21 protein-coding genes, 2 pseudogenes and 1 other annotated feature are annotated in these 18,478 nt (G+C 42.1%); of the genes and pseudogenes, 2 read left to right on the top strand and 21 right to left on the bottom strand.

Features of this window, described 5'->3' with window-relative positions; translation table 11 throughout:
• Positions 1-11 precede the first annotated feature (11 nt).
• The 17 genes and pseudogenes from QFZ72_RS08835 to QFZ72_RS08755 form a co-directional block, all read right to left on the bottom strand.
• A complete protein-coding gene (locus tag QFZ72_RS08835) occupies positions 12-455 on the bottom strand; it encodes an ACT domain-containing protein (protein ID WP_070879467.1) in 444 nt (147 codons plus the stop codon).
• 66 nt (positions 456-521) lie between these two features.
• Entirely contained in the window at positions 522-1,808 is a 1,287-nt protein-coding gene (gene obgE, locus QFZ72_RS08830; RefSeq protein ID WP_307432010.1) for a GTPase ObgE, read from the bottom strand.
• 23 nt (positions 1,809-1,831) lie between these two features.
• Entirely contained in the window at positions 1,832-2,380 is a 549-nt protein-coding gene (locus tag QFZ72_RS08825) for a sporulation initiation phosphotransferase B (RefSeq protein WP_307432007.1), read from the bottom strand.
• A 329-nt stretch (positions 2,381-2,709) separates the two neighbouring features.
• A complete protein-coding gene (rpmA, locus tag QFZ72_RS08820; protein ID WP_070879464.1) occupies positions 2,710-3,003 on the bottom strand; it encodes a 50S ribosomal protein L27 in 294 nt (97 codons plus the stop codon).
• A 1-nt stretch (position 3,004) separates the two neighbouring features.
• On the bottom strand, positions 3,005-3,358 hold the full coding sequence (locus tag QFZ72_RS08815) for a ribosomal-processing cysteine protease Prp (protein WP_307432002.1): 354 nt from the start codon (positions 3,356-3,358) through the stop codon (positions 3,005-3,007).
• Positions 3,359-3,369: 11 nt separating this feature from the next.
• Positions 3,370-3,678 carry a 50S ribosomal protein L21 gene (gene rplU, locus QFZ72_RS08810; protein WP_307431999.1) on the bottom strand — a complete coding sequence of 103 codons (309 nt, stop codon included), beginning with the start codon at positions 3,676-3,678 and terminating at the stop codon, positions 3,370-3,372.
• Between the two features lie 15 nt (positions 3,679-3,693).
• Positions 3,694-3,778 (bottom strand) — a sequence feature (ribosomal protein L21 leader region).
• A gap of 52 nt (positions 3,779-3,830) precedes the next feature.
• On the bottom strand, positions 3,831-5,264 hold the full coding sequence (locus QFZ72_RS08805) for an Rne/Rng family ribonuclease (RefSeq protein ID WP_307431997.1): 1,434 nt from the start codon (positions 5,262-5,264) through the stop codon (positions 3,831-3,833).
• Positions 5,265-5,324: 60 nt separating this feature from the next.
• On the bottom strand, positions 5,325-6,191 hold the full coding sequence (locus tag QFZ72_RS08800) for a M50 family metallopeptidase (RefSeq protein WP_307431994.1): 867 nt from the start codon (positions 6,189-6,191) through the stop codon (positions 5,325-5,327).
• Positions 6,184-6,960: a M23 family metallopeptidase gene (locus QFZ72_RS08795; RefSeq protein ID WP_307431991.1), complete on the bottom strand. Its 777-nt coding sequence runs from the start codon at positions 6,958-6,960 to the stop codon at positions 6,184-6,186. Before QFZ72_RS08795 ends, QFZ72_RS08800 begins: the two co-directional genes overlap by 8 nt.
• Positions 6,961-7,124: 164 nt before the next feature.
• Complete coding sequence (minD, locus tag QFZ72_RS08790) at positions 7,125-7,931, bottom strand: septum site-determining protein MinD (RefSeq protein ID WP_307431989.1); 807 nt, start codon at positions 7,929-7,931, stop codon at positions 7,125-7,127.
• A gap of 2 nt (positions 7,932-7,933) precedes the next feature.
• Positions 7,934-8,617: a septum site-determining protein MinC gene (gene minC, locus QFZ72_RS08785; RefSeq protein ID WP_307439664.1), complete on the bottom strand. Its 684-nt coding sequence runs from the start codon at positions 8,615-8,617 to the stop codon at positions 7,934-7,936.
• A gap of 147 nt (positions 8,618-8,764) precedes the next feature.
• Positions 8,765-9,283 (bottom strand): rod shape-determining protein MreD, encoded by a 519-nt coding sequence (gene mreD / locus QFZ72_RS08780; protein ID WP_307431986.1) that lies wholly within the window; start codon positions 9,281-9,283, stop codon positions 8,765-8,767.
• Positions 9,283-10,176 carry a rod shape-determining protein MreC gene (gene mreC / locus QFZ72_RS08775; RefSeq protein ID WP_223436982.1) on the bottom strand — a complete coding sequence of 298 codons (894 nt, stop codon included), beginning with the start codon at positions 10,174-10,176 and terminating at the stop codon, positions 9,283-9,285. Before mreC ends, mreD begins: the two co-directional genes overlap by 1 nt.
• Positions 10,177-10,211: 35 nt before the next feature.
• On the bottom strand, positions 10,212-11,234 hold the full coding sequence (locus tag QFZ72_RS08770) for a rod shape-determining protein (protein ID WP_307431983.1): 1,023 nt from the start codon (positions 11,232-11,234) through the stop codon (positions 10,212-10,214).
• 119 nt (positions 11,235-11,353) lie between these two features.
• Positions 11,354-12,038: pseudogene (gene radC / locus QFZ72_RS08765) on the bottom strand (RadC family protein).
• 40 nt (positions 12,039-12,078) lie between these two features.
• Complete coding sequence (locus tag QFZ72_RS08760) at positions 12,079-12,651, bottom strand: Maf family protein (RefSeq protein WP_307431980.1); 573 nt, start codon at positions 12,649-12,651, stop codon at positions 12,079-12,081.
• A gap of 145 nt (positions 12,652-12,796) precedes the next feature.
• Positions 12,797-13,855: a hypothetical protein gene (locus tag QFZ72_RS08755; protein WP_307431977.1), complete on the bottom strand. Its 1,059-nt coding sequence runs from the start codon at positions 13,853-13,855 to the stop codon at positions 12,797-12,799.
• Between the two features lie 177 nt (positions 13,856-14,032).
• On the opposite strand from QFZ72_RS08755, the gene QFZ72_RS08750 reads away from it, so the two are divergent.
• Positions 14,033-14,251, top strand: coding sequence for a hypothetical protein (locus QFZ72_RS08750; RefSeq protein WP_307431974.1), 219 nt, complete (start codon positions 14,033-14,035; stop codon positions 14,249-14,251).
• 330 nt (positions 14,252-14,581) lie between these two features.
• Here the strand turns inward: QFZ72_RS08750 and QFZ72_RS08745 are convergent, their stop codons facing one another.
• From QFZ72_RS08745 to QFZ72_RS29430, 4 genes and pseudogenes are all read right to left on the bottom strand, one after another.
• Positions 14,582-14,782: a hypothetical protein gene (locus tag QFZ72_RS08745; protein ID WP_307431971.1), complete on the bottom strand. Its 201-nt coding sequence runs from the start codon at positions 14,780-14,782 to the stop codon at positions 14,582-14,584.
• Between the two features lie 91 nt (positions 14,783-14,873).
• Positions 14,874-15,626: a prepilin peptidase gene (locus QFZ72_RS08740; RefSeq protein WP_307431967.1), complete on the bottom strand. Its 753-nt coding sequence runs from the start codon at positions 15,624-15,626 to the stop codon at positions 14,874-14,876.
• A 16-nt stretch (positions 15,627-15,642) separates the two neighbouring features.
• Positions 15,643-16,065, bottom strand: coding sequence for a type IV pilin protein (locus tag QFZ72_RS08735; RefSeq protein ID WP_307431965.1), 423 nt, complete (start codon positions 16,063-16,065; stop codon positions 15,643-15,645).
• A gap of 167 nt (positions 16,066-16,232) precedes the next feature.
• A pseudogene (locus QFZ72_RS29430) lies at positions 16,233-16,555 on the bottom strand (type II secretion system F family protein); the annotation flags it as partial.
• Between the two features lie 437 nt (positions 16,556-16,992).
• Between QFZ72_RS29430 and QFZ72_RS08725 the strand changes: the two are divergent.
• Positions 16,993-18,264, top strand: a complete 1,272-nt coding sequence (locus QFZ72_RS08725; protein ID WP_307431958.1) for an IS4 family transposase — start codon at positions 16,993-16,995, stop codon at positions 18,262-18,264.
• Positions 18,265-18,478 lie beyond the last annotated feature (214 nt).

Below are 18,478 nucleotides of genomic sequence, written 5' to 3'. Positions count from 1 at the left end.
AATCCTCTCCCCTAAGCTCCAGATCCTAATATCTCTACTTTCTCTACAAATTCAAGTCGTTTCAGCTTTGCCATGACGCTGTTAATATCTTCTTTCATTCCATTAGTATTTAATGACAGCGTTACATTTGCCCGCCCCTGCAGCGGGATCGTCTGATGAATGGTCAGTACATTGCACCCAGCTGTTGCAACAACAGCAAGCAGCTGTGATAATGTGCCTGATCTGTCTTCAAGGTGAAAAAAGAGTGTGATAATGCGCTCGTTTACCATTGTGTGAAATGGGAAAACGGCATCACGGTATTTATAATAAGCGCTTCTGCTCATATCTACACGCTGAACAGCTTCAGCAACAGAATCCGCTTTTTTCCGTTCAATCAGTTTTTTAACCTCAAGCGTTTTTCTCATCGCCTCAGGCAGAACGTCTTCCCGCACTAAAAAAAAGGTTTCTTCCTTCATGACCTTCTCCTTTTCTCCATCTGCCTGTGAAAAAAGAAGAGCGGATTAAGGCTCTTCTTCTTTAGGCTACTCAATAAATTCAAATTCGAATTCAAGCAATCGTACGATATCGCCGTCTTTTGCCCCTCTTTGACGAAGCGCTTCATCGATACCCATTCCGCGCAGCTGTCTTGAGAAGCGTCTGATTGACTCTTCGCGCAGGAAGTTTGTCATCTTGAAGAGATACTCCACTTTCTCTCCTGATACGACAAATGTTCCGTCACTGTCACGGGTAATTTCAAATTCTGCTGCTTCTTTATCGAATTTATAAAGAACACGATGATCGGAAAGATCCTCTTCCTCATAAAGCGGGAATTCAGGTGTCTTTTCAATTGTGTTCATAATTTCAAATAAAAGTTCGCGAACGCCCTCACGGGTAATAGCAGAGACAGGGAAGATTGGAAGATCATCCTCAAGCTTTTCTTTAAAAGCTGCAAGGTTTTCTTCTGATTCCGGCATGTCCATTTTATTTGCAACAATGATTTGCGGCCTTTCTGTGAGACGCAGATTGTATTCTTTAAGCTCAGCATTGATAGTCAGATAATCTTCATAAGGATCACGGCCCTCGCCGCTTGACATATCAATCACATGAACGATGACGCGTGTTCTTTCGATATGGCGCAGGAATTGATGACCAAGTCCCACTCCTTCATGTGCACCTTCAATTAATCCAGGCAGATCCGCCATAACGAAGCTGCGGCCATCTCCGGTTTCAACAACACCAAGGTTCGGTACAAGCGTTGTAAAATGGTATTCGGCAATTTTCGGTTTTGCCGAGCTTACTACAGACAGCAGCGTTGATTTTCCAACACTAGGGAAACCCACTAAGCCAACATCTGCAAGAAGCTTAAGCTCCATGATAATGTTTCGTTCTTGTCCTGGTTCTCCATTCTCAGAAAGCTCAGGAGCAGGATTTGAAGGTGTGGCAAAACGGCTGTTCCCGCGTCCTCCGCGTCCGCCTTTTGCAATCACAGCCTGCTGTCCATGCTCAGTCAGGTCAGCAATAACCGTTCTTGTTTCTTCTTCCATAACCACTGTACCCGGCGGAACTTTAACAATCATCGGCGTTGCATTTCTGCCATGCTGATTTTTCGACATGCCGTGCTGTCCGCGGTCTGCTTTGAAATGACGCTGATAGCGGAAATCCATTAATGTGCGCAGGCCTTCTTCAACTTCAAAAATAACGTCAGCGCCTTTACCGCCATCGCCTCCTGCAGGACCGCCCTTTGGTACATATTTCTCGCGGCGGAACGCAACAAGCCCGTTTCCTCCGTCGCCGCCTTTTACATATATTTTCACCTGATCTATAAACATGGTAATCCTCCGCTCCAAGCCAATTATGCGACACCGACCGCAACGGTCAGTTCATCCGGGGAAAGTTCATAATGCATTACTGACACTTGATTTTTTTCATTTGATTTTAACCAATTTAATAACAAAGCTTTCTCTGTTATTATGCCATTAAAATCAAAAAAGAATCGAACTTGTCCCTGATTGGCTTCTGTTTCTATTGTGATGCTCAAATGATTCTCTGTACACCTGTCAACGGAATCGTCAAGAATCTGAAAGAACTGCTTACACCACTCGGTAACCTTCAGATCGTATTCCGACAAGTCATAAATGGCCCCAAGGACTTCATACTCCAGAGAATAGTGATGCCTTTTCCAGTTGAACGTCATTAAGAGGCTTGCAAATGACAGCATTTTTAAATTGCAAAGCTTCGATTCGCTTTGTGCTTCAATGACGATTTCTTCAATAATCTGCTGTACGCGATCGTGTCTATTTAATGATAAGTTTCCTTTGATTAATTGCAGTTTATTCATCCAATCGTGACGTGAATGACTTAACACATCGACAATATTCCACTCTTCATTTGTTTTTTTCATGTCGGCACTCCTACTCCCTTTTTCTCTATTCTTTTCTTTAGGAGCTTCAAGACTTGGAAACTGAATGTCGTACTAAATTATAACAAACTATCCGGGGGAAAATAAGTGCAATTTGAAAAAAGCAAGAGGAAATCAATGATATGGGGAGGTTTCCCTGAGAATAATGACTGTTTTCACTAAGATTGCCGCTTTGCGTATTTGAATCAGTCCGCATTATTTCGTTAACATCCCCGATCTAAATAATTGGTGATTTAACATTTGGGGCAAAAAAACAGCGCTTAAAAATAAAGAAAAACTCTAACCAGAGGCTAGAGTTTTCCTAAAAGAAATTATGCTTCTTGTGCTACAGGATATACGCTAACTTTTTTACGGTCACGTCCGAAACGCTCGAAACGTACAACTCCGTCCACTTTCGCGAAAAGAGTGTCGTCACCGCCGCGGCCAACGTTTTCACCTGGGTAAATTTTCGTTCCGCGTTGACGGAAAAGGATAGAACCACCGCTTACGAATTCGCCATCCGCACTTTTAGCACCAAGGCGCTTTGAGATTGAATCACGACCGTTCTTAGTAGAACCTACTCCTTTTTTAGAAGCGAAGAACTGAAGATCTAAACTTAAAAACATTCTAGTCCACCTCCTGCTGATTGTTATTTATCGTTATTTTTATGAAATGTCCATAGTTCAATTCTATTGACTGCAGCGATATGAGCATGCCTTCAAGCAGCAGCTGAGCCTGTTCGCCCGCTTTTTGCCCGAGTTCATGGGGCAGCTGAAACGAAAGAAATCCTCCGTCTCCTCCCTGCTCGACAATCGGCGTTATCCCTGTTAACTTATGTATCGCATTAACAGCGCCAAATGTGACAGCAGATGCTCCAGCACAGACAATATCCTTTCCATGTACATCGAAATCGGCATGTCCAGATAATGTAAAGGATTCAATTAAACCGCTTCTATTGCGGTTAATGACTGCTTTTATCATCTTAAAAGGCCTTAAGCGTTGATTGCGTCAATAACAAGTTTCGTGTATGGTTGACGATGACCTTGTTTTTTGCGGTAGTTTTTCTTAGCTTTGTATTTGAATACAGTGATCTTTTTAGCGCGGCCTTGTTTTTCAACTTTCGCTGTAACAGTCGCACCATCAACGATCGGGCTACCAACTTTCACGTCATCTCCGCCAATGAATAAAACTCTGTCAAAAGTAACAGTTTCGCCTTGTTCACCAGCAAGCTTTTCAACGTAGATCGCTTGACCAGCTTCTACTTTGATTTGTTTTCCACCAGTTTCAATAATTGCGTACATTCCTATGCACCTCCTAATTAGACTCAGACTCGCCAGCAAACAGGTGATCCGGAGCAATCCGAAAAACTTTATACCTGCATCTGTGCGGTTGTAGCACGGGTGCTACAATCAATAACATAACAATACTATCAAAATAGGCTTATGAATGTCAATTATATTTTATCTTTATTTTTCATAAGCCGTATAATCATTTCACGGTCTCCAAGCTGCACAATTTTATATTGATCGCTCCATTCTGCCTTCTCTGTTAAAAAGATCTCAAAGTGCAGGGCCTTTTCTAACCGTTTAAGATGCTCATCATTTTTGCCTCTGAATGCTTCTGCAGCATGAGAAGGAAGTTCTATTAAAGCAGCCTCTTGCTCCATGTACTGCAGTTCCCATAACTCTCGTTCAATTTTAAAAGCAATTGTTTCAGGCGACAGCACTTGGCCTGTCCCGCTGCAGACCGGGCAAGGACACGTGATAAGCGATGCCAAATCGGGACGCACACGTTTTCGGGTCATTTGAAAAATGTTCATTTGGGAAAAACCAATCATTCTAGATTGAACTCTGTCACTCTTCGATTCCCTGAGCATTTCACGCAAAATGGTCTGCTTGTCCTCCTGCCGGGGCATATCAATGAAATCAATGATAATCATTCCGCTCAAATTGCGCAGTCTGATCTGTCTTGCAGCTTCTCTTGCCGCTTCTAAATTCGTCTTCATCACCGTATCCTGCAGGGAGGACTTTCCTGAAAATTTTCCTGTATTAACATCAATAGCTGTTAATGCTTCTGTCTGATCAATAACCAAGTAGGCGCCATTTTTCAGCCAGACAATGCGTTTCAGCGCTTTTTCTATTTCCTGTTCTATTTTGTACGCATCAAAAACAGACTGTTTTGAATGATGAAACAGCACTTCCAGGGTCTCATACCTGCTTTTCAAATCCCGCGCAAGATCGCTGTCATCACAAACGATCTGATGAACCGTATCAGGATCTATTTCCCGGATTATCCGGTCAAAGAAAGGCGTACCTTCTGTTAAAAGAGCAGGAGCCTTTGTATTTGTATGAAGCAAAGCCACGTATTTTTTCTTCAAATAACAAAATTCTTTATCCAGGGTTTCTTCTGCCTGTCCACTTGCAGCAGTCCTGAAAACAAGTCCTTCATTTTCTTCGCAAAAATGAGATCCAATGGATTGGAGCCGCTCCCTTTCAGATGGATCCTCTATTTTTTTTGAAACAGCGGTATAGCCGGAAGTCGGCATATATACGAGATATTGTCCGCCAAATTCGAGGTTTGCTGTCAGTTTTGGCCCCTTATGTTCAGTTGCTTCTTTTGCAACCTGTACCAAAAGCTGCTGTCCTTCTCTAAGCTTGGCTGACTTCAATACAGGAGGGAGATCATTTACTGAAAGATATCCGTTCTTTTCCTCCCCGATATCGATGAAAGCAGCCTGCATTCCCTGAAGAACATTCAAAACACGGCCCGCATAAATGCTGCCGGCCGTTTCATTTATATGATGGATGTGAATTTCTTGAACAAGATTTCCTTCAAGCAGCACGCAGCGATTTTGACTGCCTTTTGCATTTAAAACTAACGTACGCAATGATCATCCTCTTTTCTATAGATGTGCTTTCTCATATTTACTCATTTTATCAGGCCCGCGTCAATAATCATAATTCAGCTCGCCGACAGTCGATTGTGTTCGCTTATCAGCAAAAAAGGCATGAAGAAGCTCATTTTCATCCAGCTCAAACAGCTTTTTTCCATTTCGTTCAACAATAATGGGGTGCTTGCACCCTCTTCTGAATTTCAGCAGCGTTTGATAGATGGACTCTCCTTCATCTACAATAATCGGCTTTAAGGTCCGTGGATCCTGCTGGTTTCCATAATACCTCTCGAGCAAAAACCTCATGCTCACAAAACTGCGGTGTTTATATTCCATATATATTGAATAAATAAGGAAACAAGCAATTACCCACACGTTAAGCTGCTGCGGGCTAAAAACAAGAAAAATGAGAAGATACAAACCTAAGCACAAAGCAGAAACCACAAGCATAGTCTGATGTGCATCCTGATAAGACCGTTTCATGGACACAAGCAAAAACAGCAATTTCCCTCCATCCAGCGGCCAGATAGGCAACAGATTGAACAGGAGAATCATCACATTATAAAAGGTGAAGAGCTGATACGTCTCATAACTAAATAACCCTGAAGCCTGTAAAAGATAAGCTGCTCCCTGAAGCGGAATATGCTGCAGGGGCCCGGCAGCAATCGTCAGCAACTCTTCCTTCAATGGTCTATTGCCGTGCTCCTCCACTTCAGCCACACCTCCAAAAGGCAGGAGAACAATAGATTTCAGGCGCCAGTTGAAATGCCTGGCTGTCATGGCATGGCCCAGTTCATGAATGAGAATAATGGACAGCAGGATCAGCAGTGACTGAAAATGAGCCGTCATAATCGAAATCCCCATAATTAACCACAGAATAGGGTGAATATGAATGTGCAGTAAAACAGAGAGATATTTAGTCAAAGGATATCACCTGAATTGGGTCGATAAATTGATCACCCTTCTTAATAGCGAAATAATACGTTCCTTTTTGATCTTCTGCCGCTTTGATTTTACCGATTTCTTTTCCGCTTTCTACAAAATCATAAAGTGACACCTTCACTTCTTCAAGGTTGCCGTACCAGCTCTCAGTTGAATCATCATGCTGTACAACCACCGTCAAGCCTGAGCCCTCTTTCTTTCCAATCTCAACTACAATTCCTTCATTCATTGCTTCCACAAGATTGCTGCTAGTCTCAACCATTACACCCTGGCCATTATCTTCAAACGTCTCAAGCACTTTTCCTGAAGCCGGAGCCGTAAATTTGGTATCTTCAGGCTTAGGAGCCTGATCGGAAGTTTTTATCAGGGCCAGCGGGTCGCCAAACTGCTCTCCGTACCACTTTGAAATCATCGCAAACTGAAAATCCTCTTCAAATGTCCTGTTGACCACACTCTGAACCTTTTCAAAAGGGGGCGAATCATTCTTAAAAACAATCGCGGCCACGAGAACTAAACATGCACCAATCAGCAGCTTAAACATAAACACATCCGGTTTAAATAATGGATGGGAGCCGCCTCCGTCTCCTCCCGGATCATATGTGTGATAAGCGGAGCCTCCATATTTTTCTTCATCATCTGTAAATGACAGATTGGGCAGCTGTTTTTGAGGTTTCATCCTCTCATGCCCTAAACTGCGGTCCCGTTTTCTTTTTGCCATTCTCCTGCGCAAATCATCCGCTCGATTCCCCATTGCCACACCCATCCCCTCGGATCACATTTACTCAATTTTATGCCTTGTCCTCACGGAATATGACAAGCCTCAGGAGAACAGGATCACTGTGTTTAAATGAGAAGCAGAAAAATTTCAATACAAAAAAAGCAGCCTCTGAACATTCAAAGGCTGCTTTTTAATACCTATACTCTAACGCCGAAAAAGCGTTTAATTTTTGTAATGACACCTGGATTTGCATCTTCTAATGATTGCAGAGGAATCGATTCGCCCAAGATGCGGCGGGCAATGTTCCGGTATGCAATGGATGCGCGGTTGTTTGAATCCATTGCGATCGGCTCACCATTATTTGAAGCTTTAATGACATCATCATCATCTGCTACGATTCCGATTAAATCGATCGAAAGGTGCGTAACAATTTCATCCACATCCAGCATATCCCCATTTTTCACTAAATGATTGCGGATTCGATTGATTACTAGCTTCGGAGGCTCAATGGCCTCTTCTTTTTCAAGCAGGCCGATAATGCGGTCTGCATCGCGTACGGCTGATATTTCAGGAGTCGTCACGACGATGGCCTTGTCAGCTCCTGCAATAGCGTTTTTAAAGCCTTGCTCGATGCCAGCCGGACAATCAATTACAATATAGTCATAGTCCTGTTTCAGCTCATCCACAAGCTTTTTCATCTGCTCAGGATTAACAGCTGATTTATCGCTCGTCTGTGCAGCAGGGAGCAAATAGAGCCTGTCTTCAAAGCGTTTATCTTTTACAAGCGCCTGATGAATTTTACAGCGGCCTTCAACAACATCCACCAAATCGTAAATGATGCGGTTTTCAAGCCCCATTACAACATCGAGGTTGCGCAGGCCGATGTCTGTATCAATGAGACATACCCGTTTTCCTAAAATCGCTAAAGATGTTCCTAAATTAGCAGAAGTCGTTGTCTTTCCAACTCCGCCTTTGCCAGAGGTAATAACGATAGCCTCACCCACGGTCAAATTCCCCCTTCAAACCTTGTCAAGTTAGGTCGTAAATGAGTCAACTGCTGCAGTCGATCAATAATGATAGATTCACTTTCATCTATGTAAGCACATTCCATCTCGTGCTTTTCTGTCTGAATATAATCAGGGGCACGGTTTACGATGTCACAAATTCTGATTTGCGACGGCTTCATCACCGATGCGGCGATGACCGCAGATTTGTTCCCGTTATATCCAGCATGCGCAATTCCTCTAAGCGTCCCCATAATAAAGATGTTTCCTCGGGCAATAACAGTGCCTCCCGGGTTAACATCTCCGATCAGGAGCAAATCGCCTTCAACTTTAAGAACCTGTCCGGAGCGAATCATTTTAGCAACAGAGACCACCTCTGCTTCTTTTTTCATTTGCAGGGCATGATCTTTTGTAACAACATTGCTTTCAAATGTTTCAACAACCAGATTTCGTTTTTTTTGTATAACAGCTTCAATTTGATCCTGCTGTTTTTTATGAAGCAGACGGTTACCCGCTTTGACGTTAACGGTGATATATGGCCCATCTTCATGAATGTATTGCTTTAAGGACAACATTTGCTCAAGTTCATTCAGCAGCTCTTCAAAAGAACATGAATCATCGAGATGCAGCGTTAATCCATCTTTTGTACCTTTTATTGTGACAAATTGCTGTTTCTGAGCCTTCATGACGTTCACCTCAACGACTATACTATTTCGACAGATAGATGCAATCTTCCTCTTTTTTATAAGAGAATTTTGATAGAAACCGGCTGATGATCCAACATGTCTGCCGCAACGATAGTAGTCTGCCAGAATGTGATTCATCAATAAACGCTAATCATCCAGATAATCACTTTTGACTTTAGATATAAAGCGGCTCATTGGGTAAATCAGGACGATCGCCCCGACAGAATTAGCAGCCAGTGTAGGCAAAAGTCTCAAATTAGTAAAATCATAGAATGACAAATTGGAGTAGCCGATCAGCAATTGAATGCCATACGAGTAGAATTCCAAAAGTGTAACAGCAAGCAAAGACAAGAAAAGCACAACGAGCATATTTCCCTGCAGTGCCTTTAAAGCTTTTGAAATTAAATAAGCGAACAATGGATAGGCAAATAAATAAATGCCCAGTATTTCTGTGTACACAATGTCATGCAGCAGTCCAAAAACCATACCGTAGATCAGCCCTGATTTTTGACTGTAATAGGCCGTAATATAAACAATCGAGAGCATGACAAATCGCGGGATGATGACTTGGCTATCATTTGTGAATGGAAGCTCAATCAAATCAACAAAGGTGCTTTCGGAAATAAAAATAAATAAGATCAAAAGAGGAAGGAGAATACGATTCATTATTCTTCCTCCTCCTCTGGATCCATATTATCGATATCAATCGTTTCTTTCACGCGTTCGGTTACAAAAACACGGTCAATATTATAAAGATCAGCTTCAGGTTTGATATAGGCCATTTGCGAAAGTCCGTAGGAATCAGGCTCTACCTCCATTACTTCACCAATAACAAGACCTTCAGGGAATATTCCGCTGCTCCCTGACGTGACTACTTTCTGCCCTTTTTCGATTTTAACATCCGATTCAATTTTTTTGAGCAGCAGCGCTTTTTTCTTCTCATCATATCCTTCGATCAATCCGAAAATATTTGGCTGCCCGTCCTTGCCCTGTATTTCAGCTGCAATCCGGTTTTTGCGGTCCGGAGAGCTTAATAGCTGAACCGTAGAATTGAATTTTGATGTATTTTTTATTTTTCCGATTAATCCTTTATCCGTGATCACGGCCATATCCTTTTGAATGCCGTGCTGCGATCCCTTATCAATGGTAATCAGATCAAACCAGCGGCCCGGATCTGGATTTCGTGCAATTAAAGTGGCTACGATTGGATTGTATTCTCTAAGTGATTCTTCGGCACCGATTTCGGCCCGCAGCTTTTCGTTGTCACGTTTCAGCTCCTGAAGCTCGGTCTCGATTTTCATATGCTCGTCAATTTTGCTTTTAAGCAATTTATTTTCTTCATATGTATTTTTCAAATCGCCGACATTCTCAAAGAAGCCCGCTACATATTGTGCGGGCTTATGAAATACAGTTTGGAATAATCCTGTTGAATCTTTAACAAATTGTTCTGGCCATGTTAGCTGTCTGTCTTCTTTTAAAGAATACCCAATCAATGCCACTAAAAAGATGATACTAACCAGCAACAATATAAGACGTTTATTCAAGAAAAACTGTGGCATGTGACTTTTACACCCTCTTAATGTTTATTTCACAATTAGCGGCTGTCTCTTGCTTTTGTTTTGAACAAATGAATATGCTCAAGAGCTTTCCCTGTACCGATTGCAACACAATCAAGCGGGTTTTCTGCAATTAAAACAGGCATGTTTGTTTCTTCGCTGATCACTTTATCAATGTTGCGAAGCAAAGCTCCGCCTCCAGTAAGAACGATGCCGCGGTCCATAATATCTGCCGCAAGCTCAGGCGGTGTTTTTTCAAGTGTGTTTTTAACAGAATCAACAATTGAGTTGACCGTATCGCGTAAAGCTTCTGCAATTTCCTTAGCCGTAATTTCAATTGTCTTTGGAAGGCCTGTCAGTAAATCACGGCCGCGAATGTCCATATTATCGACACCCTCAGCTGATCCGGCAGAACCAATTTCCATTTTAATAGATTCTGAAGTGCGGTCGCCAATCATTAAGTTATATGTCTTGCGGATATAATTGACAATCGCGTCGTCCATTTCGTCACCTGCAACGCGAATAGATTGGGAAGTAACAATTCCGCCAAGAGAAATAATGGCTACTTCTGTAGTACCTCCGCCGATATCAACAACCATGCTTCCAGTCGGTTCCCAGACAGGAAGATTCGCACCGATTGCAGCTGCAAACGGCTCTTCAATCGTATAAGCATCGCGTGCGCCAGCTTGTCTTGTCGCATCAATGACTGCACGCTCTTCTACTGCTGTAATGCCGGAAGGAACACAGACCATAACATAAGGCTTTCTGGAGAATACACCTTTACCTTTTGTTGCTTGTTTTATGTAATACTTCATCATTGTTGCAGTTGTTTCATAATCAGCAATTACGCCATCTTTCATCGGTCGGAGCGCCACAACATTACCAGGGGTGCGTCCAATCATATTCTTTGCGTCATTTCCTACTGCTACGATAGACTTAGTGTCTGTCTGCATCGCTACAACCGAAGGCTCGCGAACCACAATTCCTTTTCCTTTAACGAAAACAAGGGTATTTGCTGTACCCAAATCTATACCAAGGTCTCTTGTCCCAATTCCAAACATCAGATGTATCTCCCTTTCTAAAAACCAAATTACTTTCTACTAGTTATTTTCAAATGTCATATGAGAACTAAAAAAACTCATAAACATTATTATAGCGTAATTACGCAAAAATAAAAGTGTTACAAATATCCTTTTTCTTTTTAAACTCACAAATTTTTGCTCACCGATAATAAGATGGTCCAAAAGCTCTATCCCCAACATTTTACCACACTCTGTTAATCTTTTTGTGACTTCTATGTCTTCTCGGCTTGGAGACGGGTCTCCCGAGGGGTGATTATGGATGCAAATAATTGAAGCGGCCGATCGTTTCAGAGCTTCTTTGTACACTTCGCGAGGATGGACAATCGAGGCATTGAGGCTGCCGATAAAAACAGTTTGTTTATGAAGCACTTGGTTTTTCGTATTTAAATAGAGGCATACGAAATGCTCCTGTGATAAAAAGCGCATTTCTTCCATTACATAATTCGCACCGTCTTGAGGAGACTTGATGACATATCTGTCTTCGTATGTGAGGCGGTTAATTCTTCTGCCCAGCTCAAGTGCAGCGAGGATCTGCACGGCCTTCGCTTCCCCGATTCCAGAGATGCTTGTCAGTTCCGCAACAGATGCTTCTTTAAGAAACCTTAATCCCTCAAAGTGATTGAGCAGCCTGTTTGAAAGCTGGAGAACAGATTCCTTTTTTGAACCTGTTCTAAGCAATATAGCAAGCAGCTCGTGATTTGCAAGACTTTCAGGACCGTCGTGAATTAACCTTTCACGCGGCCTGTCTTCTTCAGGAAAATCATGGATTTTCAAGGCTTCCAATCGCCGTCTCCTCCTATTTCCCCTCTCTGCTTCTGCTCTTTTATTTAAGTGAAAACCCTGCCTTCTTCAGCTCTCTGACGGTACGTGCGACAGGCAATCCGACAACGGAAAAGTAGTCGCCTTTTATTTCTTTTACAAATAACGAACCAAGCCCTTGAATTCCATATGATCCAGCTTTATCCATCGGCTCTTCTGTATCAATGTAATCTTCAATCTCTTCAGCTGAAATTGGCCAGAAGGTTACATCTGTCTGTTCATAAAACACAATTTTCTCTTCTTGAAATAAAATGGCAACCCCAGTTAAGACCTGGTGGGTATTGCCTGATAATTTAGCAAGCATCTGCTTTGCTTCTTCTGCATTGGCCGGCTTGCCTAAAATTTCATCATTATAGACAACAACTGTGTCTGCTCCAAGAACAAACGATTCCTTGAAACGCTCTGCAACTGCTGCAGCTTTTTGTTCTGCAAGCGACATCACAATGTCAGAAGGCGTGAGCAATGGATTCACAACTTCTTCCACATCACTGATTACAACTTTAAAAGGCACATGTACATTCTCAAGCAGTTCTTTTCTGCGCGGAGAACCTGATGCCAAAATAAGGTTCTGCTGCATCCTTCAACATCCTTTCATTCGGTTTAAAAGGGAGATACATTCGTATCGTAGCAAACCCTGCAAGGATACACAAATAGGAAAAATCAAATTTTCGGGTTGGTCCGTTTCTAAAAAACAAAAAAAATTGCCCTCATGAGGACAACCTTCATTTTAATGAAACTAAGAGATCCATAAGCTTTTGCTGTGCAGCCCACCCTGTTTTTTCGCTACCATCTTCTTTAAGAAGCATGGATATATCTGTTAAATCTTTTTTGACGGCAAGAAGATTCTCATCTTTCAGTTTTAGTTTGTTCAGGTCTGTCAGGATTGCATCAGATTTCGTGTCAATATCATCTGCCTGGCCTGTGACTGCTGATGAAGATAATGTTACCAATGATTTAAAATGATTGATAAGGGCACTTGCGTCTTCATTCGTTTTCATTGAAAATACAGCACTTTTCCCGCTCCACGGTTCGATGTCACTGGTTTGGTAAACATTGCTCAAACCATCTGTTTCCTGTTTTGCATTTCCGACTCCGCCATACACAAAGTATGAGCCGTCTTCCTCAACTGCTATAGCGGGAAACCCCTTGCTTTTCATGTCAGCCGCTGTTGTGTCTGCACCTTCCTTAGATGAAAATTTTCCAATTTGCGTGAAGTACAGCTGAATGTCAGCAGAAGATTCACCAGAACCTGTCGCTTCGTCTTTTGAATCGGCTGGAGCCTCCGCTTGGCCTGACTCAGCGCCTGCGCCGGCCTGCTGAAGTGTTGCCGGCAAATCCTCATTTGAAATAAAATTCAATGCAACGAATCCAAAGCTCACACCAAGCACAATCGCCAGTATGATGGTAACCGCGTATTGCTTAAATGGATAGGAGCTTAATGGATTCTTTTTGCCAGTGCCGAAGTAAGGTGAGCCCTTCCCTTTAGATGATGTTTTTTTAGGAGCGACTACTTTTGGATCATCCTGAAACACCTCACCGTCGTCCTCAGGCAAAACCCAGGAAAAATCATCCTTTTTCTTGGCATTGGAAGCCGCTACTTCTTTTTCAGCCATTACTTTCTCATCCCAGCTCAGAACAGGAAAATCCAAAGAGACCCCTTCTTGGTCTTTTTCGTCCGTCTTCTTTTTCGGCTGTTTCACACTTTTCAGTTTGCGTTCTTCCCCATTGATCTTGATCTTAATAGCATTTGCCCGCTGCTTGTCCAATTTAACACCGCCCATCTGAAACGATTCTCATATCTGAATTCCATGCTAGCACACGAAAATAAAAAAAGAACAAGACATTTGTCGTCTTATTCAGAAAGGTTTTCGTCAAATAATCACCCTATTCGTCATCCTCACTTACAAGTGACTGAGTAAGAGGGTTAAATTTATTGCCTGGCTGTGGAGCAGCGACCTTTGGCGTTTCCTCCTTCAGATCCTGCAAGCCATCTGCATAAAAAGCTGAAACCTGCATTCTTGACTTGGAAAAAAGCAGAAAGCGTGTCAAACAGCAGGATACAGAATGTGACATTTGCCAAAAGTGAAGACGCTTTGCTGCCGCCTGTTGCTTCCGTTGAACCTGCTGCAGAAACCAGCCGGAAGCATCAAAAACGGACAGGCACAAGAAGCAGCTGAGCTGCTCCACCATAGGGGACACCGGGACCATTCGCTGTAATTCTACAGAATTTACACCAGGCTTGCTTTCTGTCGAAGTCTTGCCGCTTGTTAATAGTGAAAACTGAATTTGCTGCATTTTTCTTGAAGAAACCAGTGTCTGTTTGATTACTAAATAATAGGCGCCTGCATACAGGCAACAAGTAAAAGGACAGCTGCAATCAAAAGGATAAATGGGATTCTTTGTTCCCCAGAATCACTTTCACGCACTCCATCGACTCAGACTTTCTCTGTTTTTTCTCCTTCAGTTATATATAGATGTCCTCTTATTTCATTATCCTTCAAGTCTCCTTACACCGAAAGTCTGCGGATTACGACAAATGGATCCGGGCAGTAAAGCTGCCTTTCCTCTTTATTGACCCATTCCTGAACGTATTCATCCAAAATCAGTGATAGAGTCTCAAAATCCTGAATGACACCGTCCCGAATAAGCCCTTCCAGCAGAAAACGCTCCTGCAAAAACTGGGGTATAAAAGGACTTGCCTGATTCATTTCAACTACCGGATAACCTTATCCTTAATCGTGAAATTATCTGTTTTTACTGAACAAAAATGAACATATACCCATTACTTTACCTCCAAGCTTAATAACCGATTATTTTGAAATACCACTGAAGCAGCTCTTGCCCATAAAAATAAGCTGCGATGGTTCCAACCATAATTGACGGACCAAAAGGAATCGGCTGCTTACGCTTCACTTTACCCGTCATAATCGCAAGTACACCAATGATGGAACCAACAACACAAGATAAAAAGAAGGATAGCAGAACGAGCTTCCAGCCGATTGCAAGACCAAGTACTGCAAACAGTTTAATATCTCCTCCTCCCATACCCTTCCCTTTACTCAATATGGCGATTCCATAAAGCAAAATGAAACCGGCAGCAGCGCCAATCAGCGGATTCCACCATGGTGTCAGCGGAATGAAAATCCTCTCTATAACAAACAACCCGGCAAAAAACAAAAGAACTTTATCCGGAATAATCATATATTTCATATCCGAAACGAAAATTATCATGAACAGAGAGATCAGAGTTAATGCAATAACCAAATCTTTTGACCATCCCGCCAGCAGAGGTGATATCGCAAAAAGAATTGCCGTCTTCAGCTCCACAAACGGATAAAGCGGAGATATCCGCATCCTGCACTTCCGGCATTTTCCGCCCTGTAAAAGATAAGAAATAACAGGAATAAGCTCACCTGCTGTTAAAGTATGATGACACCCCGGACAAGCTGAACGGGGCGCAGCAATGGATTCTTTATTTGGTATACGGAGACCGACTACGTTGAAGAAGGATCCTAGTAGGAGACCGTAGAAGAATAAAAAAATATTAGCCATTTTTATTATTCCAAAATTATTCAGATACAGAAATTTTATTAGGTGGATTATCTAAATCATCAAGGTTACTAATAGCTTCTAATGTACTGTTAGTAAATGTAATTGTTCCGTCATTTACATTTGCATTACCTGATAAAGTCATTGGATTTAAATTTGCTTTTACAGAAAAATCCACTATGAAATTTACGTTTTCCAAATTACCTCCCAGGTCACCATCTTCTACGATTCCATCAGCTGGAACTTCTTCAGTAGAAGAAAATAGTCTTGCAACATTTAATATATTTGCAGCTTCAGCTTTACCTGCATCTTCGCACGAATTTTGTATTACATTCCCAATACCAGGCACAGCAATAGCAGCGATAATCCCCAAAATAACAACAACCGCAATAAGCTCGATCAGGGTTAATCCTCGTTCGTTCTTTAACACCTTTTTAAACATATCTTTCTCTCCTTTAACTAGTAAATTAGCAATATATCCCTTTATATAAAACATAGTCATTATAGCATGTAAAATTGGGTTAAATTGTTAATTTTTTGTTGAGATTTAATTATTATTGTTGAATATACCAAACATTTATTAGTACTAGATGAAAGTCACTACTCATCCTACAATTCCTGCAAGAAAACAATTATTAGCGGTTCGATCAGAGATTTTAATCTATCTGCTGCCTGTTCGGCTTCGCCTTCACAAAAATCGGCCATTTTAGAATACATTTCATTAAGTAAACCCGATTCTTCTCCTATTGCGATCATACGGGTCACAAGAGGCGGAAAAAACCAATGATCTTTCATCGATTCTGTTAATGAATTTCCTTTTCCAGCGGTTTCGTGATTCCTTCTCTTGAAATCACTTCATTTTCCACGATATTTTCAACAATGGAGATTACCTGCAATATCTGAACTGAACTTGAAAACAAAAAACTAAAAGTTATGTGTGCGTGACGGACAGCAGTATGCTTGCAGCAAATAATAATGAATTCAGTACAGAACCAAAAAAGGGCTGGTTATGGGAGAGTGGGAATACATACGTGACCCGGCAACTAAAATCATATTGGAAGTTTGTATTTCTCTAAAAATCAAAATGATTTAGCACTAAATTCACGCCTGGCAAATTGAATTTAAGGAAGGTCTTATCCTACATCCCCCAAAGTGTAGAAACAATCGATCAAAAAATTGAACAAACCAAAAACCAGCACCCAAAAGGACAATGTCATTAAGTTAAGGCACAGGGCCAAAAAATCAAGAAAAAAGAGCAGGTTATCGAAAAGATAGCCCGCTCTTTTTTTGCATGGAAACGAAAAAAGAACTTGACAAGCGGATGGGAATGTGTGGCGAAGCCCCTTGAAAAAACGAGGAGGTTTCGCCAATGAATGAGTACGCCAATAAGCTAAAAGAAACGCTGACATCCCTCATACGAGAAATGGCAGCCGCACCAGCACCTTATGTCAAAAACCCTGAAAAAGATTTTACCCGGAAGAAAAAGCTGCCCTTTGAAACGGTTATGCAACTCCTGATCTCCATGGGGGGCAACAGCCTCTATAAGGAACTCCTGGAATCGCAGGGTTATGACGTAAACACCGCAACCACTTCTGCTTTTGTACAGCAGCGCAATAAAATCCTGCCGTCTGCTGTAGAATTCTTGTTTCACAAATTTACACAATCGTATACGAATATCAAGGACTACCGAGGGTATCGATTGCTTGCCGTTGATGGTTCGGATTTGCATATCGCAACGGATTCTACGGACACGGACTCCTATTTTCAAAGTCAGCCGGACACGAAAGGCTATAATCTTCTGCATTTGAACGCAGCCTATGACCTCTGCAACAGACTTTACGTCGATGCCATTGTACAGCCGCGAAGGCTATGCAACGAGGGAAGGGCGCTGGCGGCTATGGTTGATCGTTCCCCGATGAAGGGCAAAGCCATTGTTACTGCCGATAGAGGCTATGAAAGTTACAACAATTTCGCGCATATTGAACGCAAAGGGTGGAACTACGTCATACGGGTAAAGGATCTGGATTCCAATGGCATTCTTTCGGGCTTGCGTTTACCTGCTAGCAGAGAGTTTGATATTAACGTTCATCTGACACTCACCAAAAAACAAACCAAAGAGGTCAAGGCTCATCCCGAGATTTACAAGTTTGTCCCTTCTACTTCTACCTTTGATTTTTTGGATTTGCAGGATAACTTATTTTACCCGATTTCTTTTCGGGTTGTTCGTTTCGTCCTGCCAAATGGCGCTTATGAAACCGTCATTACGAATCTTTCTACCGCTGAATTCCCACCCGATGAAATCAAGTCCATTTATAACATGCGATGGGGCATTGAAACCTCTTTCAGGGCATTAAAATACACCGTAGGTCTGACGAGTTTTCATGCAAAGAGACGGGAGTCCATCACCCAAGAGATTTTCGCAAGAATGATCATGTACAATTTCGCTGAAAGGATGACCTCGCACGTCGTCATTTCCCAAATGGATAAACGGCACCCCTACCAAGTCAACTTCACGGTTGCCGTTCACGTATGTAGACATTTCCTGCGCTCACGAGGCAATGTGCCCCCGCCCGACGTTGAAGCGCTGATTCGCAAAATCCACTCGAAATCATCTGTTAGCTTCGTCTACAGAGTATCATAATTCGGTTCCCATGAACATTTTTTAAGCGGATATTCCATCCGCTTTGTTTGCTGTACGCTTTTTCCTTGCTTGCAAAAAAAAACAAACGGCACAGGGCTTTTTCCCATGCCGTTTCGGATTCCATTTTAACTTAATGACATTGCTTTTCGAGGGGGTCATTTTTTTTTAGGAGGGATTACATGCGAACCATTAAAACTTGGCAGGACGTCTTCGA

Source organism: Bacillus sp. V2I10 (assembly GCF_030817055.1).
In the GTDB taxonomy this organism is placed as follows: Bacteria; Bacillota; Bacilli; order Bacillales; family Bacillaceae; genus Bacillus_P.
The sequence above is the reverse complement of the archived record's forward strand: the minus strand, read 5'-3'. Positions and strand labels throughout refer to the sequence as shown.

Excerpts from the sequence above, each read along its gene's own strand:
- obgE (WP_307432010.1), bottom strand. The coding sequence starts at position 1,808 with ATGTTTATAGATCAGGTGAAAATATATGTAAAAGGCGGCGACGGAGGA.
- QFZ72_RS08815 (WP_307432002.1), bottom strand. The coding sequence starts at position 3,358 with ATGATAAAAGCAGTCATTAACCGCAATAGAAGCGGTTTAATTGAATCC.
- minC (WP_307439664.1), bottom strand. The coding sequence starts at position 8,617 with ATGAAGGCTCAGAAACAGCAATTTGTCACAATAAAAGGTACAAAAGAT.
- QFZ72_RS08835 (WP_070879467.1), bottom strand. The coding sequence starts at position 455 with ATGAAGGAAGAAACCTTTTTTTTAGTGCGGGAAGACGTTCTGCCTGAG.
- QFZ72_RS08770 (WP_307431983.1), bottom strand. The coding sequence starts at position 11,234 with ATGTTTGGAATTGGGACAAGAGACCTTGGTATAGATTTGGGTACAGCA.
- QFZ72_RS08760 (WP_307431980.1), bottom strand. The coding sequence starts at position 12,651 with ATGCAGCAGAACCTTATTTTGGCATCAGGTTCTCCGCGCAGAAAAGAA.
- QFZ72_RS08755 (WP_307431977.1), bottom strand. The coding sequence starts at position 13,855 with ATGGGCGGTGTTAAATTGGACAAGCAGCGGGCAAATGCTATTAAGATC.
- QFZ72_RS08725 (WP_307431958.1), top strand. The coding sequence starts at position 16,993 with ATGAATGAGTACGCCAATAAGCTAAAAGAAACGCTGACATCCCTCATA.
- rpmA (WP_070879464.1), bottom strand. The coding sequence starts at position 3,003 with ATGTTTTTAAGTTTAGATCTTCAGTTCTTCGCTTCTAAAAAAGGAGTA.
- mreC (WP_223436982.1), bottom strand. The coding sequence starts at position 10,176 with ATGCCACAGTTTTTCTTGAATAAACGTCTTATATTGTTGCTGGTTAGT.
- QFZ72_RS08740 (WP_307431967.1), bottom strand. The coding sequence starts at position 15,626 with ATGGCTAATATTTTTTTATTCTTCTACGGTCTCCTACTAGGATCCTTC.
- QFZ72_RS08735 (WP_307431965.1), bottom strand. The coding sequence starts at position 16,065 with ATGTTTAAAAAGGTGTTAAAGAACGAACGAGGATTAACCCTGATCGAG.
- QFZ72_RS08745 (WP_307431971.1), bottom strand. The coding sequence starts at position 14,782 with ATGAATCAGGCAAGTCCTTTTATACCCCAGTTTTTGCAGGAGCGTTTT.
- rplU (WP_307431999.1), bottom strand. The coding sequence starts at position 3,678 with ATGTACGCAATTATTGAAACTGGTGGAAAACAAATCAAAGTAGAAGCT.
- QFZ72_RS08795 (WP_307431991.1), bottom strand. The coding sequence starts at position 6,960 with ATGGGGAATCGAGCGGATGATTTGCGCAGGAGAATGGCAAAAAGAAAA.
- QFZ72_RS08825 (WP_307432007.1), bottom strand. The coding sequence starts at position 2,380 with ATGAAAAAAACAAATGAAGAGTGGAATATTGTCGATGTGTTAAGTCAT.
- mreD (WP_307431986.1), bottom strand. The coding sequence starts at position 9,283 with ATGAATCGTATTCTCCTTCCTCTTTTGATCTTATTTATTTTTATTTCC.